Origin of the sequence: Amycolatopsis cihanbeyliensis, from assembly GCF_006715045.1 — a bacterium.
GTDB classification, from domain to species: Bacteria; Actinomycetota; Actinomycetes; order Mycobacteriales; family Pseudonocardiaceae; genus Amycolatopsis; species Amycolatopsis cihanbeyliensis.
The window spans coordinates 3,814,121-3,834,772 of sequence record NZ_VFML01000001.1; the positions used below are offsets into that span (position 1 = coordinate 3,814,121).

General features: G+C 69.8%; 28 protein-coding genes and 1 tRNA gene. 11 read left to right on the forward strand and 18 right to left on the reverse strand.

The genetic code is table 11. The features are described 5' to 3' along the window. Positions 1-7: 7 nt before the first annotated feature. Positions 8-589 carry a dCTP deaminase gene (gene dcd / locus FB471_RS17165; RefSeq protein WP_141999471.1) on the reverse strand — a complete coding sequence of 194 codons (582 nt, stop codon included), beginning with the start codon at positions 587-589 and terminating at the stop codon, positions 8-10. Between the two features lie 19 nt (positions 590-608). Beyond that, the gene (locus FB471_RS17170; protein ID WP_141999472.1) at positions 609-1,856 is read right to left on the reverse strand and encodes an oxygenase MpaB family protein; all 1,248 of its coding nucleotides are present in this window, start codon (positions 1,854-1,856) and stop codon (positions 609-611) included. Positions 1,857-1,975: 119 nt separating this feature from the next. On the opposite strand from FB471_RS17170, the gene FB471_RS17175 reads away from it, so the two are divergent. Beyond that, positions 1,976-2,049 (forward strand) — tRNA-Gly (locus FB471_RS17175). Positions 2,050-2,172: 123 nt separating this feature from the next. Here FB471_RS17175 and FB471_RS34145 read toward each other — a convergent pair. The 3 genes from FB471_RS34145 to FB471_RS34150 are packed head-to-tail and all read right to left on the reverse strand — an operon-like array spanning position 2,173 to position 3,115. Next, on the reverse strand, positions 2,173-2,676 hold the full coding sequence (locus FB471_RS34145; RefSeq protein ID WP_170220837.1) for a hypothetical protein: 504 nt from the start codon (positions 2,674-2,676) through the stop codon (positions 2,173-2,175). An 11-nt stretch (positions 2,677-2,687) separates the two neighbouring features. Continuing rightward, entirely contained in the window at positions 2,688-2,960 is a 273-nt protein-coding gene (locus FB471_RS17185) for a hypothetical protein (protein ID WP_141999474.1), read from the reverse strand. After that, positions 2,960-3,115, reverse strand: coding sequence for a hypothetical protein (locus tag FB471_RS34150; protein WP_170220638.1), 156 nt, complete (start codon positions 3,113-3,115; stop codon positions 2,960-2,962). The genes FB471_RS17185 and FB471_RS34150 overlap by 1 nt, the downstream gene beginning before the upstream one ends. A 215-nt stretch (positions 3,116-3,330) precedes the next feature. On the opposite strand from FB471_RS34150, the gene FB471_RS17190 reads away from it, so the two are divergent. Beyond that, positions 3,331-4,173 (forward strand): GntR family transcriptional regulator, encoded by an 843-nt coding sequence (locus tag FB471_RS17190; RefSeq protein ID WP_211358053.1) that lies wholly within the window; start codon positions 3,331-3,333, stop codon positions 4,171-4,173. Further along, a complete protein-coding gene (locus FB471_RS17195; protein ID WP_141999475.1) occupies positions 4,170-4,940 on the forward strand; it encodes an HAD family hydrolase in 771 nt (256 codons plus the stop codon). Before FB471_RS17190 ends, FB471_RS17195 begins: the two co-directional genes overlap by 4 nt. Here FB471_RS17195 and FB471_RS17200 read toward each other — a convergent pair. Beyond that, positions 4,877-5,401, reverse strand: coding sequence for a dihydrofolate reductase family protein (locus tag FB471_RS17200; RefSeq protein WP_142002076.1), 525 nt, complete (start codon positions 5,399-5,401; stop codon positions 4,877-4,879). The two genes, FB471_RS17195 and FB471_RS17200, sit on opposite strands and share 64 nt — an antisense overlap. A gap of 266 nt (positions 5,402-5,667) precedes the next feature. Between FB471_RS17200 and FB471_RS17205 the strand changes: the two genes are divergently transcribed. After that, positions 5,668-6,459 carry a hypothetical protein gene (locus FB471_RS17205; RefSeq protein WP_141999476.1) on the forward strand — a complete coding sequence of 264 codons (792 nt, stop codon included), beginning with the start codon at positions 5,668-5,670 and terminating at the stop codon, positions 6,457-6,459. 44 nt (positions 6,460-6,503) lie between these two features. Here FB471_RS17205 and FB471_RS17210 read toward each other — a convergent pair whose 3' ends face one another. From FB471_RS17210 to FB471_RS17225, 5 genes are read right to left on the reverse strand one after another with little or no spacing between them, the layout of a single operon-like run. After that, positions 6,504-6,809 (reverse strand): putative quinol monooxygenase, encoded by a 306-nt coding sequence (locus FB471_RS17210; protein ID WP_141999477.1) that lies wholly within the window; start codon positions 6,807-6,809, stop codon positions 6,504-6,506. A gap of 23 nt (positions 6,810-6,832) precedes the next feature. After that, entirely contained in the window at positions 6,833-7,180 is a 348-nt protein-coding gene (locus FB471_RS17215) for an MmcQ/YjbR family DNA-binding protein (RefSeq protein ID WP_141999478.1), read from the reverse strand. A gap of 50 nt (positions 7,181-7,230) precedes the next feature. Continuing rightward, positions 7,231-7,407, reverse strand: coding sequence for a GNAT family N-acetyltransferase (locus FB471_RS35700; RefSeq protein WP_342779436.1), 177 nt, complete (start codon positions 7,405-7,407; stop codon positions 7,231-7,233). After that, positions 7,392-7,652, reverse strand: a complete 261-nt coding sequence (locus FB471_RS35705) for a hypothetical protein (protein WP_342779437.1) — start codon at positions 7,650-7,652, stop codon at positions 7,392-7,394. Before FB471_RS35705 ends, FB471_RS35700 begins: the two co-directional genes overlap by 16 nt. Continuing rightward, a complete protein-coding gene (locus tag FB471_RS17225; RefSeq protein WP_141999479.1) occupies positions 7,649-8,548 on the reverse strand; it encodes a LysR family transcriptional regulator in 900 nt (299 codons plus the stop codon). Before FB471_RS17225 ends, FB471_RS35705 begins: the two co-directional genes overlap by 4 nt. 73 nt (positions 8,549-8,621) lie before the next feature. On the opposite strand from FB471_RS17225, the gene FB471_RS17230 reads away from it, so the two are divergent. From FB471_RS17230 to FB471_RS17250, 5 genes are all read left to right on the forward strand, one after another. Beyond that, entirely contained in the window at positions 8,622-9,584 is a 963-nt protein-coding gene (locus FB471_RS17230) for a DMT family transporter (protein WP_246076449.1), read from the forward strand. Positions 9,585-9,594: 10 nt separating this feature from the next. Beyond that, positions 9,595-10,305 carry a VanZ family protein gene (locus FB471_RS17235; RefSeq protein ID WP_141999480.1) on the forward strand — a complete coding sequence of 237 codons (711 nt, stop codon included), beginning with the start codon at positions 9,595-9,597 and terminating at the stop codon, positions 10,303-10,305. Between the two features lie 166 nt (positions 10,306-10,471). Next, positions 10,472-11,014 (forward strand): G/U mismatch-specific DNA glycosylase, encoded by a 543-nt coding sequence (gene mug / locus FB471_RS17240; protein WP_141999481.1) that lies wholly within the window; start codon positions 10,472-10,474, stop codon positions 11,012-11,014. Between the two features lie 164 nt (positions 11,015-11,178). After that, positions 11,179-11,946 carry a LuxR C-terminal-related transcriptional regulator gene (locus FB471_RS17245; protein ID WP_141999482.1) on the forward strand — a complete coding sequence of 256 codons (768 nt, stop codon included), beginning with the start codon at positions 11,179-11,181 and terminating at the stop codon, positions 11,944-11,946. Between the two features lie 100 nt (positions 11,947-12,046). Further along, positions 12,047-13,891, forward strand: coding sequence for an acyl-CoA dehydrogenase (locus tag FB471_RS17250; RefSeq protein ID WP_141999483.1), 1,845 nt, complete (start codon positions 12,047-12,049; stop codon positions 13,889-13,891). 87 nt (positions 13,892-13,978) lie between these two features. Here the strand turns inward: FB471_RS17250 and FB471_RS35145 are convergent, their stop codons facing one another. Next, the gene (locus FB471_RS35145; protein ID WP_246076450.1) at positions 13,979-14,137 is read right to left on the reverse strand and encodes a hypothetical protein; all 159 of its coding nucleotides are present in this window, start codon (positions 14,135-14,137) and stop codon (positions 13,979-13,981) included. An 84-nt stretch (positions 14,138-14,221) separates the two neighbouring features. On the opposite strand from FB471_RS35145, the gene FB471_RS17260 reads away from it, so the two are divergent. Beyond that, the gene (locus tag FB471_RS17260; protein WP_141999484.1) at positions 14,222-14,518 is read left to right on the forward strand and encodes a GlsB/YeaQ/YmgE family stress response membrane protein; all 297 of its coding nucleotides are present in this window, start codon (positions 14,222-14,224) and stop codon (positions 14,516-14,518) included. A 51-nt stretch (positions 14,519-14,569) separates the two neighbouring features. Then, on the forward strand, positions 14,570-15,355 hold the full coding sequence (locus FB471_RS17265; RefSeq protein WP_141999485.1) for a leucine-rich repeat domain-containing protein: 786 nt from the start codon (positions 14,570-14,572) through the stop codon (positions 15,353-15,355). On the opposite strand, the gene FB471_RS17270 is transcribed toward FB471_RS17265, so the two are convergent. The 6 genes from FB471_RS17270 to FB471_RS17290 all read right to left on the reverse strand — a co-directional run bounded on the left by FB471_RS17270 (position 15,352) and on the right by FB471_RS17290 (position 20,651). Next, complete coding sequence (locus tag FB471_RS17270; protein ID WP_246076451.1) at positions 15,352-15,750, reverse strand: hypothetical protein; 399 nt, start codon at positions 15,748-15,750, stop codon at positions 15,352-15,354. The genes FB471_RS17265 and FB471_RS17270 overlap by 4 nt on opposite strands. A gap of 118 nt (positions 15,751-15,868) precedes the next feature. Further along, the gene (locus FB471_RS17275; protein WP_141999486.1) at positions 15,869-17,731 is read right to left on the reverse strand and encodes a VanW family protein; all 1,863 of its coding nucleotides are present in this window, start codon (positions 17,729-17,731) and stop codon (positions 15,869-15,871) included. A gap of 23 nt (positions 17,732-17,754) precedes the next feature. Beyond that, complete coding sequence (locus tag FB471_RS17280) at positions 17,755-18,108, reverse strand: GroES family chaperonin (RefSeq protein WP_141999487.1); 354 nt, start codon at positions 18,106-18,108, stop codon at positions 17,755-17,757. A 1-nt stretch (position 18,109) separates the two neighbouring features. Continuing rightward, positions 18,110-19,945 carry an NHL domain-containing thioredoxin family protein gene (locus FB471_RS17285; RefSeq protein WP_246076452.1) on the reverse strand — a complete coding sequence of 612 codons (1,836 nt, stop codon included), beginning with the start codon at positions 19,943-19,945 and terminating at the stop codon, positions 18,110-18,112. 38 nt (positions 19,946-19,983) lie between these two features. Continuing rightward, positions 19,984-20,139 carry a hypothetical protein gene (locus tag FB471_RS34155; RefSeq protein ID WP_170220838.1) on the reverse strand — a complete coding sequence of 52 codons (156 nt, stop codon included), beginning with the start codon at positions 20,137-20,139 and terminating at the stop codon, positions 19,984-19,986. 125 nt (positions 20,140-20,264) lie between these two features. Then, positions 20,265-20,651: a hypothetical protein gene (locus tag FB471_RS17290; protein WP_141999488.1), complete on the reverse strand. Its 387-nt coding sequence runs from the start codon at positions 20,649-20,651 to the stop codon at positions 20,265-20,267. Position 20,652: the final 1 nt, after the last annotated feature.

A 20,652-nucleotide genomic window follows, 5' to 3' on the forward strand; every position in this document is an offset into this window, starting at 1 on the left:
TCGCGGCTCAGCGGCGGGTGTCCACCCGGTCGAAGTTGAGGTAGGCCCGGCTCTGCGTGGGGCCACGCTGGCCCTGATAGCGGGAGCCGGCCTGGCTCGAGCCGTAGGGATGCTCGGCCGGGCTGCTCAGCCGGAACAGGCAGAGCTGGCCGATCTTCATGCCCGGCCAGAGCGTGATCGGCAGGTTGGCCACGTTGGAGAGCTCCAGCGTGATGTGCCCGGAGAAGCCGGGGTCGATGAACCCGGCGGTGGAGTGCGTGAGCAGGCCCAGCCTGCCCAGCGAGGACTTGCCCTCGAGCCGCCCGGCGAGGTCGTCCGGCAGGCTCACCGCCTCGAAGGTGGACCCGAGCACGAACTCGCCGGGATGCAGCACGAACGGATCCTCGCCGGCCTTCTCCACCAGCGAGGTGAGTTCGTCCTGCTGGAGCGAGGGGTCGATGTGGGTGTACTTGGTGTTGTCGAACACCCGGAAGAAGCGATCGAGACGCACGTCGATACTCGACGGCTGGAGCATCGCCGGGGTGTAGGGGTCCACCCCGAGACGCCCGGCTTCGAGCTCCTTGCGGAGGTCCAGATCGCTGAGCAGCACCCCGCCAGCCTAGTAGCCATCAGGCCGCGGCCCCGGGCGTGGTCCGCATATGGGCCGCGTAGGTCGGATCGAGTTCGAAGAGCCTGCCGAGCTGGGCGAGGTAGCGGCGCCTGCCGACACCACCGAGCCGTTCCTGTAGCCCGGTCGCGCCGGGGATCCAGCGCCGCATCGTCTCCGCGCCGAAGTTGAGGGCGGCCACGGCCAGCACGGCACCCTGCGCCACCGGGTCGTTCGGCAGTTCGAGGAAGTCGGCGTTGCTCTTGCCGAGCACCAGCCTGCTGATCGAGGAGTGCACCCGGACCGAGAGGTGCGAGAGCACCTTGCCGACCGCGCCCCGGCCCGCGCCGATCGCGGCATGGGACTCGAGCAGCGCCGCGGCCAGCCGCTTGGAGTCGGCGTCCGGGATGAACTCGGTGCTGGCCAGCAGCCAGAGGAGGCGCCAGGCGTCCTCCTCGGTGGCGGGCAGCAGCGGGTCGGCCACCCCGAGCAGCCAGCCGACATATCGCCACAGGTGCAGGATGTCCGCGCGCTCCCGCTCGGTGTAGCGGACGCCGAGCAGCTGGGTACCGTAGACGAACACCAGGGAGAACAGCAGCAGCGTGCCCGCGGTCTGCACCTGGTTGACCGGCCGGTCCCAGGCGGCGTAGTCCCAGTCGGGACGCTGGTTCATCGCGGCGCGGACATGCGCGTGCACCAGCCGGACCCGCAGTGCGGAGGCATAACCGGGGCCGCCGCGGCGCAGCGCGCCCTCGGTGGTCACGTCGATCCACCAGGCCGCGGTCTCGACCAGCCGCCGGTCGGCCGTGCGCTCGATCGCGCCCGTCCCGATCAGCGACTTGGTAGCCCTGGACGCGAGGTAACCGCCCATCAGCGACATGTCGCCGAGCGGGAACAGCCCGAGCAGGCCGGTGCGGGTGATCGCCCTGGCGCCGCGGTCGATCCGCGCGAAGTCGACCCAGTACGGCGTCGCCTCGGCGTCCCGCAGCAGGGCGGCGAGCTCGAGCGGAGGATCCTCCAGCGCCTCGATCCCGTCGACGAGGGCCCGCTCGAACAACTCCCGCCCGGTGCCTGCCGGCAACCGCCGCGTCATCGCCACCAGGTCGTCCGCGAGCGGATCCTCGTCCTGCGCGAACTCGCGCAGGCGGCGCTGCTGGCGCTCGTCGGCCCGGATGTCCCCGGGTACGAAGAACTTCGCCGCCAGGCGGAAGCCGCCCTGGCGGAACAACTCCGGGTCCGGAAGCCGCTCGTCGGTGACCCTGTCGCCCATACCCGCTCACCTCGCACGCGATGTCGACAACAAGTGTTGTCACTTTGTCGTGGCATCGTCAAGGACGGGAGGGGGTGTGCGGCCGAGGGACCGACGCATAGTATGCTCGGCGACGCACTGCGGATGTAGTTCAATGGTAGAACATCAGCTTCCCAAGCTGAGAACGCGGGTTCGATTCCCGTCATCCGCTCCACCATGAGAGCCCCAGGTCAACAGGTGTCCACTGTAGATCTGGGGCTTTCGTCGTTCGTATCGTCCAGCCACTCGCGGACAGCCGCACACTGCCGGTAGCTGTCAACCAGGAGGACAAGTCCGCTCAGCCCCGTTCTCCAGGAAGGCCGCCATGTCCTGACAGCCGTCGCTGAGCTGGTGAAGGAGCCGGACGAACCCCGGCCACTCCATCGGATCGGTAGGCGGCAGGATCGCCAAACTGTCGGGGTCCAGGTACACCACCAGCCCCACCGGAGGCATCCTCGAACCATTGATGTGCATGCCCGCGACCGCGTTCGGCCCCGGGGTCCATTGGGCGTTGAACGCCATGCCTGTAGTCCTGTTCGTTGTTGCGCTCGTTGATCCGGCCGCGCCAGTGACGTGCCTGGCAATCGAAGGCTTCGGCCGCTGATTCGGCCGCAGCTTTGGCCCACCACGGCAGCCGCCAGTCCGCCGCGATGCCACGCCACGCGGAGGCCACCGCGTGCGAGGTCAACGCCATCTCCCGGACGGTCGCGGCATCGGGGGATCGTTCGGCTATCGCTTCGGAAGCCACCATGTAGCGCCGGTAGGCCTGTTCCCACACGCCGACCAGCTTTTTCGACACCATGCTTGACCCCTCTACGGTTCCGTGATGTCGGCACGCAGGGTCTCCACCCGCGCGCATAGTTCGAATTCCTCGGCCGCCACGGAGGCGGCATGGCGAGCCCACACGGGTGCACCGAAATCGGCGGACAGCATCCGCCACGCCTGCGCGACCGCGTAGTAGGCCCCAGCCAGACGCCGCACTGCCGCCGGATCGCCGGAACGCATCGCGGCGAACAGCGCGGTCGTCTGCTCGGCATAGGCGAGGTTCCACCGAGCGACCGCCTCACGTGACGGCCGCCATGCCATCACGCGACTGTCTTCTGCTTGGACTGCTTGCCCCGGGCCTTGCCCTCTTTCGAGCCGTGCTCCATATCCGGTGCGACCGGCCCAACGATCGCCGCTCCGTCCGGGAACACCCCGTCATGCTCGATCGCGAAGCGCGTTCCACGCGGTATCGCCATGCCTGTCCTCCCAATCACAAGCCCATCCAGTGCCCACTTAGCTAACTTGTACAGGTTAGCTAGGTTGACTAGACAAATCAAGTGGCGAGCAGCCTAGCTCGCTAGCTGGCCTAGACGGCTGCAGATAACGTGGAGAAAATGCTTGCAACGTTGGTTCAAGCGCAACGTTCAGCCGGGCTAACGCCGCACAGCCGTAATCAGGAGCGAAGCACACCATGCCGTTGGACCCCGATGATCCGCGCCCGCCGTATGTGCAGGTAGCCAACGCCCTCCGAGCGGCGATCCTGACCAAGAAGTTCGCGGCAGGGGACAAGCTGCCGTCCCGTGCTGAGCTGGCCCGGGCCTACGACGTGGCACCGATGACCGTGCAGAACGCCCTGCGCGAGCTGCGCGATGAAGGCCTGATCGTGTCGCGGCAGGGCAGCGGGGTCTTCGTCCGAGAACGCACCGAACGCCCGGTCGGGCTCCGGCCACATATCGAGCACGCCTTCGAGGCCGAACACGTCAGCATCGACTTCGCCGGGTTCTCCGGCGAAACCCTGCACGGCGTCATCACCGAACCCCTGGACAAGATCCGCATCGGCCGACTCCGCCCCGAGTCCATCACCGTCCGGCTACTCGTCCCCGACCCCTCCGAACCCTGGTCGGTGCCCTGCACCGTGGACGAGAAGGCCGACAGCCCCAACTTCCGCAAACGCGCCGAAGAGATCATGCGCCGCCACACCCTGGCCATCGTCGACTCCGTGAGCGAACTCGCCGCCCTCGGCCTGGTCAACGAGGCAACCGCCCAGATCCGCGTACATCCCGCCGCACCGCTGTTCAAGCTCTACCTGATCAACAACGAGGAAGCGTTCTTCGGCTTCTACCCCGTCCGCGAGCACGTCATCACCTTCGGCGGCGAAACCCAGGCCATGTACGACCTCATGGGCAAGGACGCCGTTCTCTTCCACCACTCCGCAGGTGACGACGACACCTCCACCGGCAGCCAATACGTCGAGCAGTCGAAAACCTGGTTCGACAGCATGTGGAACAGCGTCGCCAAGGACTACGTCCGATGACAGCCGCAGGCGGGCACGACGACGTGCGCCAACGGCTGGACCGCGCGCCGGTTCTACTCCTCGACTTCGACGGCCCCGTCTGCGCGGTGTTCACCGGAGTCCCCGACGAAACTGTCGCAGGCCATCTCCGCACCGTTCTGGCCGACGGCGGACATACGGACCTGCCGAACCACGTCGCCACAGCCACCGATCCCTTCGACGTGCTCCGCCACGCCGCCACACTCGGCACCGAGGAAGCCCGCTACGTCGAGGCAGCGTTCACCGCGCACGAGGTCGACGCCATCACCACGGCCGCGCCCACCCCCGGCGCCGAGCAACTCATGCGTCACTGGCACGACTCCGGCCGCCCGCTGGCCATCGTCAGCAACAACAGCGAGGCCGCAGTCAGCGCGTATCTCGACCTCCACGACCTGCGCCCCGCGGTCGACTACATAGCCGCCCGTGCCAGCCCAGACCCTGCCCTGCTCAAGCCGTCAACTCATCTCCTGAATCGCGCCATGACCGCCTTCGATGTGGCACCGGACGACTGTGCTCTGCTCGGCGACTCTGTGACCGACATCGAAGCCGCACACGCCGCAGGAGTCGCAGCGCTCGGCTACGCCAACAAACCCGGCAAACGCGCCAAGCTCGCCGAGGCCGGAGCGGACGCCGTCACCGAAACGCTCAGCGATCCAGGCGACCGCAGCCGCGACTCAAGCCCCGTTCAGTACTCGACGCCATACCAATGGGCCGTCTCGCCCGCACGTGGTGTCAGACGCACCCGTTGACCGTCGGTGTCGAACATCCGTACCCCACCACCGAGCAGTACCGGGGCGACGAACACAAGAACCTCGTCGAGGAGCTCAGCTTCGACGCACTGCATGGCGACGTTCGCACCCAGGATATTCACGTACTTGTCGCCAGCCGCCTCCTTGGCCTGCGCAACAGCGCTACGCAGGTCGCTGACGAACGTGACGCTCGGGGCAGGCTCATCCGGCGGGCGGTGAGTGAGCACGAACGTCGGGCCATGGTAGGCGCCCCCGAACGCGCCTTCCTTCTCAGTACCCCGGTTCGGGTCATCACCGCCGAAGGTGTTGTTGCCGACCAGGATCGCGCCGACACTCGCCGGCAGGCGCGTCGCCGTAGGATTCTCGGCCCCCAGATGTTCGGACAGCCAGGACATGTCGCCGCCAGGGCCGGCGATGTAGCCATCCAGTGACATGGTCGCCGAGTAGAGAAGCTTGGCCATACCCGTCCTTTCGTTGGTCGTCGTGTGAACAGACAACCAGACCGCGCGGAAGTCATCGGATGTGCCGAGCGTGGCCAGAGGCGAGGTCGAACCGGCGGCCTTCCGCTTTTCAGCCAGCGCAACCACGGCAACATCCCAACACCACGCCCCGGCCAACGGACGCACAGGGCGAGTAGGGACACTCGCAGGTCAGCACCGCTTTCCGGGACCGTGCCATCAGCCGACCGGCGAGAACCTCCTCGTCGCGGCCCGTACGCTGGTGACCCATGCGTGTCTCCGCAGCCCAGCTGCCGGCCGCCGCCGACAGCGATGACCGGGTGTTCACCACCGAGAACGCCGTGATCATGCTGGACGGCGCCACCGCGTTCCTGCCGGTACCGGTAGCCGCTGGGACCTACGCCGACCGGCTCGGGCGCCACCTGCGGGACGCGCTCAACGCCGCCCCGGACGGGGACCTTCGGGAGGTACTCGCGGGTGCGATCGAACGTACCGCGCACGCGCTGGAGATCTCGCCGGGCGCGTCCCCTTCCAGCACGGTGACCATCGCCCGCGAACTCGAGCACACCGTGGACATCCTGGTGCTCGGCGACAACCTGGTGATGCTGCCGGACGAGACGCTGACCGACGACCGGATGGACCGGCTCGATCTCGCGCCACGCCGCAAGTACCGGGAACGCCTTGCCGCGGGCAGCGGGTACGACGATGAACACCTCGCCCTGCTCGGCGAGTTGCAGATTCGGCAGGCGGAATGCCGCAACCAGCCAGGCGGCTACTGGATCGCGGAGGCCGACCCGGCTTCGGCGGAGCACGCGCTGGTCACCACCCGAACACCGGGCTCGACGCCGTGGGCGGTACTGGCCACCGATGGCGCCTACACCACTATGGACTACCTCGGCCTGGACGACTGGCCGACCATGCCTACCGCCGATGCCAACGACCTCGGCGCGCTGCTGCACCACTGCGAGGCATGGGAGGCACACGCCGATCCGGATGCGCAGGAGTTACCGCGGGCCAAGCGGCACGACGACAAGAGCCTTGCGGTGGTCGCCTTCGGTTAGCCGCCGCCGAGCCGGCCGCGGGCGACCTCCCCGGCATCGGCAGATCAGCCGACACCCTTGGCGGCGCGCAGGTTCAGCCGGTCCACCCGGACCTCTGCCAGGTACTGCTCGCGCTCGGCGAGGAATCGCTTCGTGTGCTCGGCGCGCTCGTGTTCCTCGAAGGCGGCCCGGTCGGCGTAGAGCTCGTAGAAGACCCTGGCGAGTGGGTCACCCTCGACCTCGTGCACGGCGTAGACGAGGGTGCCGGGTTCATGTTGCTCGATCAGCGGCAGGGTCCGCGCCACGAGCGCGTCGAACCCGCCGGCCGCGTCGGCGTCGCGCAACCTGAACAGCACGGTCAGTCCGAACATCACACCCCCGTTGTCGTTGTCTGTCAACCTGATTCGGCATCGACGGCCTTGCGCAGCGTGGCGGGAGCCTTGCGCCGCCAGGACTCCTCGATCAGCTCCGCCAGGTGCTTCCCGTCCACCCGCTCGAGGTCGACCAGGATCGAACCGTAGCCGTCGTAGTGCGGGGTGGTGTAGAAGGCGGGGTCACCGGAGTCGAGCAACGCGGCCTTCTCCTCCAGGCCGCACATCAGCACCAGCCCGCCCTCGGCCTCGGTACGCAGCCGGGCGAAACCCTTGCCCCGCACCTTCAGTGCGGGTGTGCGGTACCAGGTCGACTCCTCGACCTCGGGCAGTCTCTTGGCGATCGCGATCGCGTCTTCCCATGTCGGCATGCCGCCCATCCTCCCCGCCCGGCGGGACACGGTCTTGGCGAAACGGGAGCTCACGTGGTGGCGAGCAGGTCCGTCCGGAAGCGCACCCGATCCTCGCCCGGCCCGTCGTAGTCCGCCCGCACCGCGACGCCGTCCACCTCCCGGTCGCCCGGTTCCACCTGGAAACCCATCCGGCGGTGGAACGCGATCGACCCCTTGTTCCCCGGCGAGGTCACCGCGCGAACCACCTGGCGTCCCTCCACGATGGCCGCGGCGAAGAAGGTCTCGTACAGCCTGCGGGCCAGGCCCGCTCGCCGCCGTCCTCCTCCGCGATCAGGCTGGTCGAGGCAAAGTGCTGCAGGAACAGCCGGGGCAGCAGCAACGCCAGCTCGCGCGCCTGCTCGGGGGAGCGGGAGTCGCCCCACCACTGCTGCACGGCCCGGACGAGCGCCGGGTGATCGGCCTCCTCGGCGGCACGGAGGGTGATCGTCATACGCTCGACGGTACTGCGCCGGCCAGTGCGGCGACACCGGCGCGCACCGCCGGGTTCTCCCGGTCGGTTCGCCACACCGCGTGAATCTCCCTGCGCAGCGCGGGCTCGGGTGGGACGAGGCGCACCCCACCCGGAACCGACTGCAATGCCAGCGGGGCGATCAGCGCCACCGCCAGCCCGGCCTCGACCAGCGCGGCCTGGGTGGGGAACTCGGTCACGATGTACCGGACCTCCGGCTCCACCCGCTGGTTGCGGACCGCCTGCACCAGCGCCTCACCCGCCGCGCTACCCGGCCCGCAGCTGGTCCACGCGGCACCCTCGAGTTCGGCGAGATCCACGGTCTCCCGGCCGGCGAGCGGATGGTCCACGGGCAGTGCCACCATGGCCTGCTCGTCGAGCAGCAGCCGCTTGCTCACCCCTTCCGGGATCACGGTCGGCCGGTGCGCCCAGTTCTCCGCGACCACCAGGTCCAGCTCGCCCGCCAGCAGCAACGGCATGGTGTCCACCACCTCGCCGTCCCGCAGGGTCGGCCACAGCCGGGGATGGCGTGCTCGCAACATGGTCAGCGCCGGCGCCAGCAACCTGCGGACCGTGCTCGGCATCGCGCCGATCCGCAGCGGCCCGAGGATCTCCTCGGTCAGGTCGGCGAGGTCCGCCTCGGCCGTCACGCACTGGGTGAGCATGCGGGAGGCGTGCTCGGCCAGCACCCGCCCGGCGTGGGTGAGCCGCACACCACGTCCTCGCGGTTCGAGCAACCGGTGCCCGGTCTCCCGCTCGAGCTTGGCCAGCTTCTGGGACACGCCCGAGGGCGTCAGATGCAGTTGCTCGGCCGCGGCCGCGATCGACCCGTGCCGGTCGACCATCGCGAGCGCCTGTAGCCGGTCCAGACTCAACACGACAGCAATACTACTGAATAAGGCGAACAAAAATTCACTTGTCCTTATCAGTTACTCCTCGCACGCTCGAGGAGTGACCGTTCGTTCCGATCCCCGACTCCTGCTGCTCGCCGGCGCTGCATGCATCTCGGTCTCGGCGATGTTCGTCAAGCTGTCCGGCACCAGCCCCGGGACCGCCGCGCTCTGGCGCTGCCTGCTGGCCCTGCCGGTGCTGCTGCCTCTCGCCCTGCGGGAGCCCCGGGCGGACCGCGATCCCGGCCGCACCCGCTGCCGGCTGGCCGCCGGGGTGTTCCTCGGGATCGACCTGGTGTTCTGGGGCCAGTGCGTGGCCGATGTCGGCGCCTCGATCGCCACGGTGCTGGTCAACGTGCAGGTGGTGATCCTGCCCGGGCTGGCCTGGCTGGTCTCCAGGGAACGGCCGGCCGCACGCTTCCTGGCGACCGCCCCGCTGATGCTGCTCGCGGTGGCGCTGGCCAGCGGCGCGATCGGGCGGGCAGAACCGGGCAGCAACCCGGTGCGTGGTGCGCTGATGGGGGTCGCGGCCGGGGCGGCGTACGCGGGCTTCCTGTTCCTGCTGCGCAAGGGTGCCACACCGGGACAGCTCGTGGCGCCGGTGCGCACGGCCACGATCAGTGCCGCGGTCACGTCGCTGCTGTTCGGCCTGGTCTGGGGCGGGGTCGACCTGGCACCGGGGTGGCCCGCGTTCGGCTGGCTGGCCGCACTCGCGCTCACCGGACAGGTGGGTGGCTGGGTGTTGGTCGGCACGGCGCTGCCCCGGTTGCGGGCGGGGGTCGGTGCCGCGTTGTTGCTGTTGCAGCCGGTGCTGGCCGTGTTGCTGGGGCTGCTCCTGCTGGACGAGCGGCCGACCGGATGGCAGCTCGCGGGCTGCGCCGCAGTGGTCACCCTGGTCTGGTTCACCACCCGAACCGCCAACCGGCGGGGCGGAGGGAGGGCCGAGCGGTCATCGGCCAGGTGGCCGATGGGGAAGGCAACCACCGGCCCTTCGACCGAGGTTTCGCAGGTCAGCCCGCCATAGCTTCGAAGGCATGACCTCGGCACAGACCTTCGCGCTGGCATACGGGCTGCTCGGCTTCCTGGTGATCTGGGCGGTGCTGCTCATCCCGCAGATACTCGGGCAGCAGGCCCGGTTCGGTCGGGTGCTGCCGCGCAGGCTGGCCAGGACCGCACTGGTCACGCTCTATGCCTGCCTGACCGTGGCGCTGGTACTGCTCCCCCTGCCCGGCCCCGGTGGCGGGCGGCTCGGCCAGCACATCCAACTGGTCCCGTTCCAGTGGACGGCCGATGTGGCGCGGGAGAGCGTAGGGAACCCGCTGACCACGCTGGCCTTCCAGCAACTGTCCATGAACGTGCTGCTGTTCGTCCCGCTCGGCATCTTCGCCCGCGTGCTCTGGCGGCGCGGATTCACCGGGGCCACGCTGCTGGGCCTCGCCGGGTCCGCCGCCATCGAGGTCTGCCAGTTGACCGCGAACTTCGGCACGGCGCCCTACCAGTACCGGATCTTCGACGTGGACGACCTGATGGCGAACACCGTGGGCGCCTCGCTCGGCTGGGTACTGGCCGCGCTGTTCCTGGTGCTGCGGGCACAGGCACGGCGGGCCGACGCGCTCAGCGGCGCGACCACCCAGCCGCTTACGACGCCGGCTCGCCCAGCTCGGCCAACCGTTCCCGCCTACGCAGGGCAGCCCGCCGGGCACTACGCCGGTCCTCGAGCACAACCGTGGTCACGGCGGCGATGAGCAGCAGGAGTACCAGACCGATGACGATCGCCACGTCCACGTCATCCCCCTTGATGCCGTCCTGTGTGCCGGATCACACAGGGTACGCACCCGACGCCCGACTTGGCCACCCGGCTCCCGCACACCTCGAGTGTGCGGCCTCCGGAGCCGGGGGCACACTGGCCGGATGGCCGAGCGACCGACCAGGGAGCGGCTCCGAGCGGCGCACGGCCGCACGATCCCGGACGTCATCGGACCCGACCTGCGCGTGCTGTTCTGCGGAATCAACCCCGGCCTGTACTCCGGCGCCACCGGCCTGCATTTCGCCCGGCCGGGCAACCGGTTCTGGCCCGCACTGCATCGCGGCGGTTTCACTCCGCGCCTGCTCGACCCCACCGAGCAGTGGGAGCTGCTCGATTACGGGCTCGGCATCACCAACCTGGTCGGCCGGGCGACCGCACGCGCGGACGAGCTGACCGACGCGGAACTACGCGCGGGTGGCGAGGCTCTGGTGCGCAACGTCACCCGGCACCGGCCACGCTGGCTGGCCGTGGTCGGTGTCACCGCGTACCGCACGGCCTTCGGTCGGCCGCGGGCACGGATCGGCAGGCAGGAGGAGCAGGTCGGCGGCGCCGGACTGTGGGTGCTACCGAACCCGAGCGGGCTGAACGCGCATTACAGCGTTATCACCCTTGCGGAGGAGTTCCGCGCCCTTCGTACCGCTGTTTAACAACGCCACGTGTTAACAAAACCACCCCAAGCCTGGTCAATAACCCCCCTGATGGGGGAATCTTCGTCACGAAACCAATGAATGGCCGTCAAAAGCGTCACGGGTTAACCCGTCCCGAGTCCCACCAGGGAACACCGGGCCGGATGTAGCGAGACGGAGAACGCATGACACAGAGCATCGGCTCGAACAGGGGCCAGCCGTTCAAGCCGGGCGCCCGGGGGCTCGGCGTGGCCGCGATCGATCCGGTGCCCCTCTACCGCGAGGGCCTGGCCGCCCTCATCCACCGCACCCCCGGCCTGTACTGGCTCGGCCACGCCGGCGCGCACCACTCCGCCCTGCAGATGTGCGAGCAGCTACGCCCGGACACCGTGCTGGTCGACTCCGGGCTGGACCCGCAGGGCCACCTCATCCGGCTGCTCGCCGCCGGGGAACCGGGCACGATCGTGGTCGTCGTGGTCCGCGACGCGAACCGCACCCCGCACTTCCTCGCCACCGTGCTGGCCGCGGGCGCGCACGCCGCCGTGCCGAGGGCCACCGAGCCCCGCAAGCTCACCGAGGCGATCCTGCGTGCGCACGCCGACCGGCGCTACGTGGACCCGGCGCTGGCCACGCTCACCTCCCGGCCGAAGCGGCAGCCCGCAGGCCAGCCACCCGGTCAGCAGCAGGTGCACACCCAGATGCCGCTGTCCCGACGCGAGTACCAGGTGTTGCAACTGGTGGCCGAGGGGCTGGAGAACTCGGCTATCGCGAAAGTGCTCTACCTCTCCGTGGAAACGGTGCGCACGCACGTCAAAAGCATCCTGCGCAAGCTGTCCGCTCGGGACCGCACACACGCCGTGACCACCGCGTTCCGGCGCGGGATCCTCGTCGTTCGACCGGATGACTCGCTGGGAAGTAGCCCCAAAGAGCACTATTCGTCACAATCAGGCTGATCGGCTTGCCGTAGGTTACTGACAGGTAATACCCTTATGTTACCGGCGAGTAGGGGGATGTGCCCAGCCGGAATCCCGAACACCCAAACGGAGCGACGACATGGGCCACTACAGGAGCAACGTCCGCGACCTCGAGTTCAACCTGTTCGAGGTACTCGGCGTTCAGGAGCGCCTCGGCAAGGGCGTGCTCGAACAGTCCGACGAGGAGACCGCGCGTGGCGTGCTCACCGAGCTGAACAATCTCGCCGTCGGTCCGCTGGCCGAATCCTTCGCCGACGCGGACCGCAACCCGCCGGTCTACGACCCCAAGACCTTCTCCGTCACCCTCCCGGAGTCCTTCAAGAAGAGCTACCAGCAGCTCTGGGACGGCGAGTGGTGGCGGCTCGGCCTGCCCGACCACCTCGGCGGCTTCGGCCTGCCGCCCACCGTGCAGTGGGCCGCCTCCGAGCTGATCCTCGGTGCGAACCCGGCGCTGTTCATGTACATGGCCGGGCCGAACTTCGCCATGATCGTCGACAAGAACGGCACCGAGGAGCAGAAGCGCTGGGCGCAGTTCATGATCGACCGCGCCTGGGGCGCCACCATGGTGCTCACCGAGCCGGACGCGGGATCGGACGTCGGCGCCGGCCGTACCAAGGCCATGCTGCAGGAGGACGGCTCCTGGCACCTGGACGGGGTGAAGCGCTTCATCACCTCCGGCGACCAGGACCTGACCGAGAACATCATGCACCTGGTGCTGGCCCGCCCCGAGGGCCCCGGCATCGAGCCGAAGCCCGGTACCAAGGGACTGTCCCTGTTCCTGGTGCCGAAGTTCCGGTTCGACGCGGAGACCGGTGAGCCGGGGGAGCGCAACGGCGCCTACGTGACGAACGTCGAGCACAAAATGGGCATCAAGGTGTCCACCACCTGCGAGCTGACCTTCGGCCAGCACGGCACCCCGGCCGTCGGCTGGCTGCTCGGGGAGGTGCACGACGGCATCGCGCAGATGTTCCAGGTCATCGAGTACGCCCGGATGATGGTCGGCACCAAGGCCATCGCCACGCTGTCCACCGGCTACCTGAACGCGCTGGACTACGCCAAGGAGCGGGTGCAGGGCGCCGACCTGCCGAACATGCTGAACAAGGCCGCGCCGCGGGTCACCATCACCCACCACCCGGACGTGCGGCGCTCGCTCATGCTGCAGAAGGCCTACGCCGAGGGCCTGCGCGGGGTGTACCTCTACACCGCGACCTACCAGGACCAGATCTGGACGCAGGAGGGTGGCGCCGAGGCGCTGGAACTGGCCGAGCGGGTGAACGACCTGCTGCTGCCGATCGTGAAGGGCGCGGGCTCGGAGCGGGCGACCGAGCAGCTGGTGCAGTCCCTCCAGACCCTCGGTGGTTCCGGCTTCCTGCAGGACTACCCGATCGAGCAGTACATCCGGGACGCCAAGATCGACTCCCTGTACGAGGGCACCACGGCCATCCAGTCGCTGGACTTCTTCTTCCGCAAGATCGTCCGGGACAAGGGGCAGGCGCTGGCGCACGTCGCCGGGGAGATCACCGGCTTCATCGAGTCCGAGGCCGGCAACGGCAGGCTGAAGAAGGAGCGGGAGCTGCTCAAGCAGGCGCTGGACGACACCCAGGGCATGCTCGGCGCGATGATCGGCTACCTGACCGCCTCGCAGGAGGACCCGCAGAGCGTGAACAAGGTCGGCCAGCACACGGTCCGGCTGCTGATGTCCGCGGGCGACCTGCTGGTGGGCTGGCAGTTGCTGCGGCAGGCCGAGATCGCGATGGCCAAGCTGGACGCGGGCGCCGCGGCCAAGGATGTCCCGTTCTACAACGGCAAGGTGGCCGTCGCCTCGTTCTTCGCCAAGACCGTGCTGCCGGAGCTGACCGCCCGGCGCGCGATCGTCGAGGCTGCGGACAACGACCTGATGGAGATCGACGAGGCGGCCTTCTGATGCGCCGCTTGGTTCACTGACCCGCCATCCCGCGGCGGCACGCGAACGGGGTCGTGAGCGCACCCGCGCTCACGACCCCGTTGTCGTTCATCCGGCGTAGGCGGGGGCGACCTCCTCGTAGCGCACCACACCGTCCTCGACGATGCCCTGCCGCCAGTCGCGCTCGAACACTCGCGGAGGTTCCCAGACCAGGATGCGCATCTCGACCGGCCCGCCTCGCGCGGGATCCGCGGGGCTGGGGTTCACCCGGAAGTGCGCCCCGTCCAGCGACCTACGCGCGGTAGTGCAACCCTTTCGGGTACCTACTCTCTCGCGGGTGAAGGAGCAGACATGCTTGGTGGAATCTGGGGCATCATCACGACGATCATCGTCGGCCTCATCCTCGGCGTCATCGGCCGGATGCTCGCTCCGGGCAAGCAGAAGATCCCGATGTGGCTGACCATCGTGGTCGGCATCATCGCCGCGTTCATCGGCAACTGGCTGGCCGGCGTGTTCGGCATCCGGGACACCCCGGGCATCGACTGGTGGCGGCACGTGTTCCAGGTGGCCGCCGCGGTGGTCGGCGTCATCGCCGCGGCCGCGGCGTACCCGAAGATCACCGGCGGCCGAACGACACCGAAGTCCTGACCGCTGGCGGGCCGGCGCACCGCGCTGCGCCGGCCCGCCAGATTGGGCCCGGTGCGGGAGAGCTGGCTGGACCTCAGCGGTAAGGGGCTGACCGAACTACCGCCGGTGGACCTCACCGGGGTCACCCGAGTCGACCTGGATCACAACCGGTTCACCCGCTTCCCGGAACGACTCACCCAGGCCCGCGGGCTGGAGTGGCTGAGCCTCTACCACAACGAACTCGATGCGGTGCCCGACTCGCTGTGGCAGCTCACCGGCCTGCGGATGCTGAACCTGTCGGTGAATCGGCTCGTCCGCGTCTCCCCGGACATCGGTCGGTTGTCCGCGCTGCACACCCTCGACCTCGGACACAACCAGCTCACCGAGCTGCCCGACACGCTCGGCGCGCTGCCCGGGCTCACCGAGTACCTCTACCTCTCCGGCAACCGGCTGACCACCCTCCCGGACTCGCTGTGCGGGTTGAATCGGCTGCGCTACCTCGGCGCGACCGACAACGGCCTGACCGAACTGCCCGCCGGGATCGGCGCCATGTCGGCACTGCGTGAGCTGCGCCTGTACGGCAACCGGCTCACCGCACTGCCCGAGTCGATCGGCGATCTCGCCGCGCTGCGCGAGTTGCACCTGCGTGGCAACCGGATCACCACCCTGCCGGGCTCGATCGCCCGGCTGACCGAGCTGCGGCTGCTCGACCTGCGGGACAACGGGCTGACCGACCTTCCCGGCGAGATCGCCGATCTATCCACATTGGACAAGCTCGACCTGCGCCGGAACAAGCACCTGCGTGAGCCCGGTTGGCTGGCCGGGTTGGAGGCGCGCGGCTGTGTGGTGCTGCGCTAGGCACGGAAGGCGGCGCAGGCCACCGCCACGTAGGCGGGCTTCGGCGCCCGCCAGGCGACCTCGGCCCACTTGTCGTCGGTGACCTGCCTGTCGTCCGTGCCGACGCAGGAGTACCGCTCACCGACCACGAACGGTGAGCACGGCGGGTAGTCGGGTTCAGCGCGCACACAGGTGGTGTAGTTGTCGCAGGTGAGGGTGGTGAGAATCGAGGTCGAGGTGCCGGCGCCGGCACGAACGTTCAGCTTGCAGGCGTTGTGTTCGGTGGCGCGCACCAGCGCGGGTTCCGGTTCCGTGGCACTGGCGGCCGGGGCGGTGAGCAACGCCGTGGCCACGGCGGCGGTGAGGGCAAAACCTTTGGCGGGCAACGATTTCCTCTGCAGCACCCGACGGGACACCGAACCTCCATCTGCGGACTCGCGATCAGCCTGACCTACCCAACGTAGCGGGACCGCCCGCCCCGGCACACCACACGACCGGGCGGCACCGGTGGTCACACAGCGAGGTCGGTGCCCGTCAGCAGATGACGGTCGGCCGGGCCGCGTACCGGACGTCCCGGGTCTGCCTGCTCACCTCGGCACCGGACTCGAGGTCGTACAGGATGCGCGTGTTCGAGGTGCTGAATCCCGGCGTGCCCGCCACGGGTGTGCAGTCCTCCGGCGGCCCGATGCTGATCGGGGGCGGGACCACGTCGGTACGCGGGGCGGGCACGCTCTCCACCCGGTAGCGCTTGGTGCCCCAGATCCGCACGGTCACCGTGCCACCCGAGGCCGACGCCTGGATGGCCACACCGGTGGAGCTGTCGTTGGTGAACGCCATCTCGACGCTGGATCCGTTCTCCCGCAACGAGCTCGCGTCCCGCGCCACCGGGTAACGCGAGAAGTGGGTGGCGTGCTCGGTGTGCCCGGCATCCTTCAGCCCGGCCAGGTAGATCGCGTTGTACAGCGTGCTGGTGAGCTGCGAGACCCCGCCCCCGATCACCGGTGGACCGGTTCCGTCCTCGTGCACCGGCGCGGTGCGGTAGCCACGCGAGGCCGTACGCGGCCCGGTGTGCTCGTCCAGGCTGAACGTCTGCCCCGGCCGCACGATCGTGCCGTCCACCTGGCGGGCGATCACGCCGATGTTGTGCGCGACGTCGCCGGGGAAGCCACCGGTGGTGAACTCGCCGATGACCTCCTTGATCCCGAACCGCTCGGCGTCGGACGTGGTGACCCTGGCGGGCCGGGTGTCGTAGGCGACCGGCAGCTCGCGGTCCGCCGCGCGGCGCGCGACATCCATGAGCGGGGCCAGTGTCCGCGCCCAGTTGATCTGCCTACCCGGCGCGGACGGCTGGATGTCCGGCTTGCCCGCGGCGAACACGATCCTGGCGTTCCTGCTCCGCTGCTCGGTTCCGACCAGCTGTGGCAGCAGCACCCGGCGGAGCGTGGACTGGTCCACCCTGATCTGCAGGGAACCGTCGGGCACCGCGGCGAACTGCAGTGACCCGGCGACGTCCTCGGGCCGCAGCACGGCTGCCGTACCTTCCCCGCGCACCCGGATCGGCGCGGCCACCGCGGGCGCGACCACCTGGTCGAGTGCCGCGTGCACCCCGGCCGAACTCGCCTTCGGCGGGGTCACCCGCATCGGGAACTCGATGGTCCGGTCGGTGAGCCAGTCGTCGGTGACGATCCGCACCGCGCCCTCGATATCGGTGAGCTCCTGGGCCTGCCGTGGTTCCACGGCCACCGGCCGGACGGCGCCATCGCCCGGCGCGGGTTCGAAGCGGATGGTGCCCTCGGTGAGTCCGTGGTTGAGCCGTTCGCTCGCCAGCTCGGTGACCGCCTGGCGGATCAGCCGAGGCTCGATGGTGGGGACCACACCGACCTCGCGGGCGCGGAAGAAGGACAGCACCCTGCGCACCGGGTTCAGCGGCTGGTGGCCCGCCTGGTCGAGGGTGGCCTGCCAGTCGAGGCCGAGGCCGGAGGTGGTCGGGTCCAGCTCGGCCCTGGCGTCACCGGCCCGCACCGGGATGGGCTGGACGAGCCGGGGTTCGAGCTCGATCCGCAGCTTGGCCTCGGCGGCACCGTGGCTCATCCCGCCGACCTCGACACCGGCGACGGTGACCCCGCGCGGAACGTCTCCCGCGCTCAGCATCAGGTCGGCGACGTAGACCAGTGCCAGCAGCGCGATGACACCGCCGGTCGCCATCATCACCTTGCCGAGGCCGGCGCGGAACCGGCGCGCGGGCGTCGAGGGGAGCGGGGCGGGTGGCTCGTGGTCGAGCAGTTCGCCGAGCAAGCCCTCGTCGGGGGCCGGTGCGGCTTCCGGAGCGGGCAGGGCGGCAGCGAACGGCTCAGTCGGGTCGGCTTCCGGCTCCGGCCGGTCCTGCTCCTCGCGCACCTGCCCCTCCGAAAACGCGTCCGCTACAAGTAAAGCCCCGTACCGTGCTCGGTGCGCTCGCTGGCGATCGCGTGGATGTCGCGCTCCCGCATCACCAGATACGCCTCGCCCTGGATCTCCACCTCGTACTGGTCCTCCGCGTTGAACAGCACTCGGTCGCCGACCTTCACGTTACGCACATTATTGCCAACACCCAGTACATCACCCCAGGTGAGCCGGCGCGCCATCTGTGCGGTGGCCGGGATGACGATGCCGCCGGTGCTCCGCCGCTCCCCTTCGTCGGTCGACATCCGGGCCAGCACCCGGTCATGCAGCAGCTGGATCTCGAGCTTCACGCCCGCGCCGGTCCTGCTTTCCGAATCTGACACAGCCGTCATGTTATCCCTCGCCCGCGGCCGGCCCGGCCATGACGAGCCGGAAATCGCGCTCGCCCGCGGGGTCGAGGAGGACCGGAACACCCCAGTCCTGGCGGGTCATCCGGCAGGCGGGATGCTCGGCCTCATCGTCACAGCTCGCCGCCTGCGCGACCACTTGCAGCACCCCCTCGGGGTAACCCTCGGCCAGCCGGATCCGGCGGGTCAGTGCGGTACCGGTACCGGCGCCCTCGGCCAGCAGCTCCGGCGGGGAGGCACTCAGTTCGAGGCGGGTGGACGGCCCGTAACGGTCGTCGAGCTTCTCTCCCGGCGGGGGCCGGAACACCACCTCGAGGTCCACCTCCCCCGGCGCCAGCGTGGTGGGCGGCCTGCGCACGGCATGCGCGTCGCCGGTGACGCTGCTTCCGGTCTCCCGCGGCAGCTCGCGCAGCCGGTGCCCGCTGGACTCCACGACCAGCAGCTTCCCCGCATGCACCAGCAGGCCGGAGGGTTCGGAGAGCCCGGATGCGAGGGTGCTGACCGTGCCGCTCGCCGGGTCGTACCCCCGGACCGCGCCGTTGTAGGTGTCCGCGACCGCGATCGACCCGTCCGGCAGCACGGCGAGGCCGAGCGGGTGCTGCAGTAGCGCCTCCCCGGCGGGTCCGTCGCGGTGGCCGAAGGAGAACAGGTCGGTCCCGACGGCGGTGTGCACGGTGAAGGCAGTGCCCTCCCGCCGCAGCCCGCGCAGCGCCGAGGTCTCGGCGTCCACCAGCCAGAGCTCCTCGGGGGTCGCGGCGAGGCCGGAGGTCTGGGCGAAGAACGCCTCGGGGGCAGGCCCGTCCCGCAGCCCCTCGACGGTGGTGCCCGCCAGCCGGGAGATCTCGCCCCGCAGTGGGTCGAACAGCCCCAGGGTGTGGTTGCCCGCCATGGCCACCACGACCCCGCCCGCGGGCTCCCACCAGGTGAGGTCCCATGGGCTGGTCAGGTCCACCTCGCCGGCCGCGCCGCGGACCGGGCCGTCCCGCCACTGCTTCCCGGTGCCGGCCACGGTGCGCACCTGCCCGGTGTCCAGGTCGATACCGCGCAGCAGGTGCCCCGCGGTATCGGCCACCACCACCTGGTACCCGACCCGCTCGGCCACCGCGGGCGGCAGCACCGCGACCCCGGAGGGCTCGGCGAAGCCCGCCCGGTCGGCCGGACCGTCCTCGGCGCCTCGCCTGCCACTGCCGAACCGGCGCAGTACGGTCTCGCCGTCGGCGGCCAGCTCCACGACCGCGTGGTGCCCGGTGTCGGCGACCAGCAGGGTGCCGGACGGCGAGGGCACGGCCTTGCTCGGGAAGCGCAGCTCGCCGCCGGCCTCCTCGGCGGCGACGTACGGGCTGCCGCCCCTGCGCAGCGTGCCTTTCTCGGTATGCGTGGCCACCAGCTCCTCGAGCACCCTGCGCAACGCCTCGCCGTGCCCCTCGCCCGCGGCGACATGCGCCACGTAGCCCTCCGGGTCGATCACCACCAGGGTGGGCCACGCCTTGACCGCGTACTGCCGCCAGTTGGTGAGGTCCGGGTCGTTCAGCACCGGGTGACGCACCTCGTAGCGGCGCACCGCGGCCTCGATCGCGGCCCGCTCGCCCTCGTGCAGGAACTTCGGCGAGTGCACGCCGATGGTGACCAGCACGTCGGCGAACTCCCGCTCCAGCGGGCGCAGCTCGTCCAGCACGTGCAGGCAGTTGACACAGCCGGAGGTCCAGAAATCGAGCAGCACGATCCGGCCGCGAAGCTCGGCGAGCCGGAGCCGCTCACCGCCGGTGTTCAGCCATTGCGCGCCTGCCAGCTCGGGCGCGCGTACATGTCGCACGGAAGTCACGCCCGGAGTCAACCAGCCGGTGTGCCGCCCTGTTCCCGTCAGGGCACGCGCACGACGCCGGTCGCCTCCGGGGTCTTGGTGATGGTCTGGGTCGCCGGGGAGACCTGCTGGGCCGGGTGCTGGGCGCAGCCGAGGACCAGGCCGGCGACGCAGGCGACGGTGGCGATCGGGGCGAGGACGCGCGTGAACGGCATGGGGGGTTCGGGCCTGTGCTCTCTACGAACGGGGAAATACAGAGATACGCGGTCACCTACCGGTGACAGCAGGTTTGTCGCCACTCCCCGGTAAACCGTTACTCAGCTGCCGTGCCTGACTGGGGTCAGTCGGCGTAGTGCGGCTGGGTGGCCTCGGGGGGAATGGGCAACGGCGAGTTGATCGCCTTCTTCCGTTCCCGCTCCCGTGCGGCCACGCCGGGCGGCGGGGGCTGCGGTGCGGGCTGCCTGCCCGCGTTCGGTGCGGGCTGCCGCCGGGTGGTCCGCGGCGGTGCCTTCGCGCTGGACTCGGTAGTGGGTGCCGTCGTCGTGCTGGGCGGCGCCGTTGTGGACGGTGTGCTGGTGACCGGCGTGGAACTCGCGGTGGTGGTGGCGGACGGGGTGCCGGCTGCGGGGGCCGAGGCCTCCTCAGGCGAGCACGCCATCAGCAGCAGCGCCGCGGCACCTCCGATCAGCACCGGAGCGATCCGTGGGCGGCGGTCGGACATCAGCATG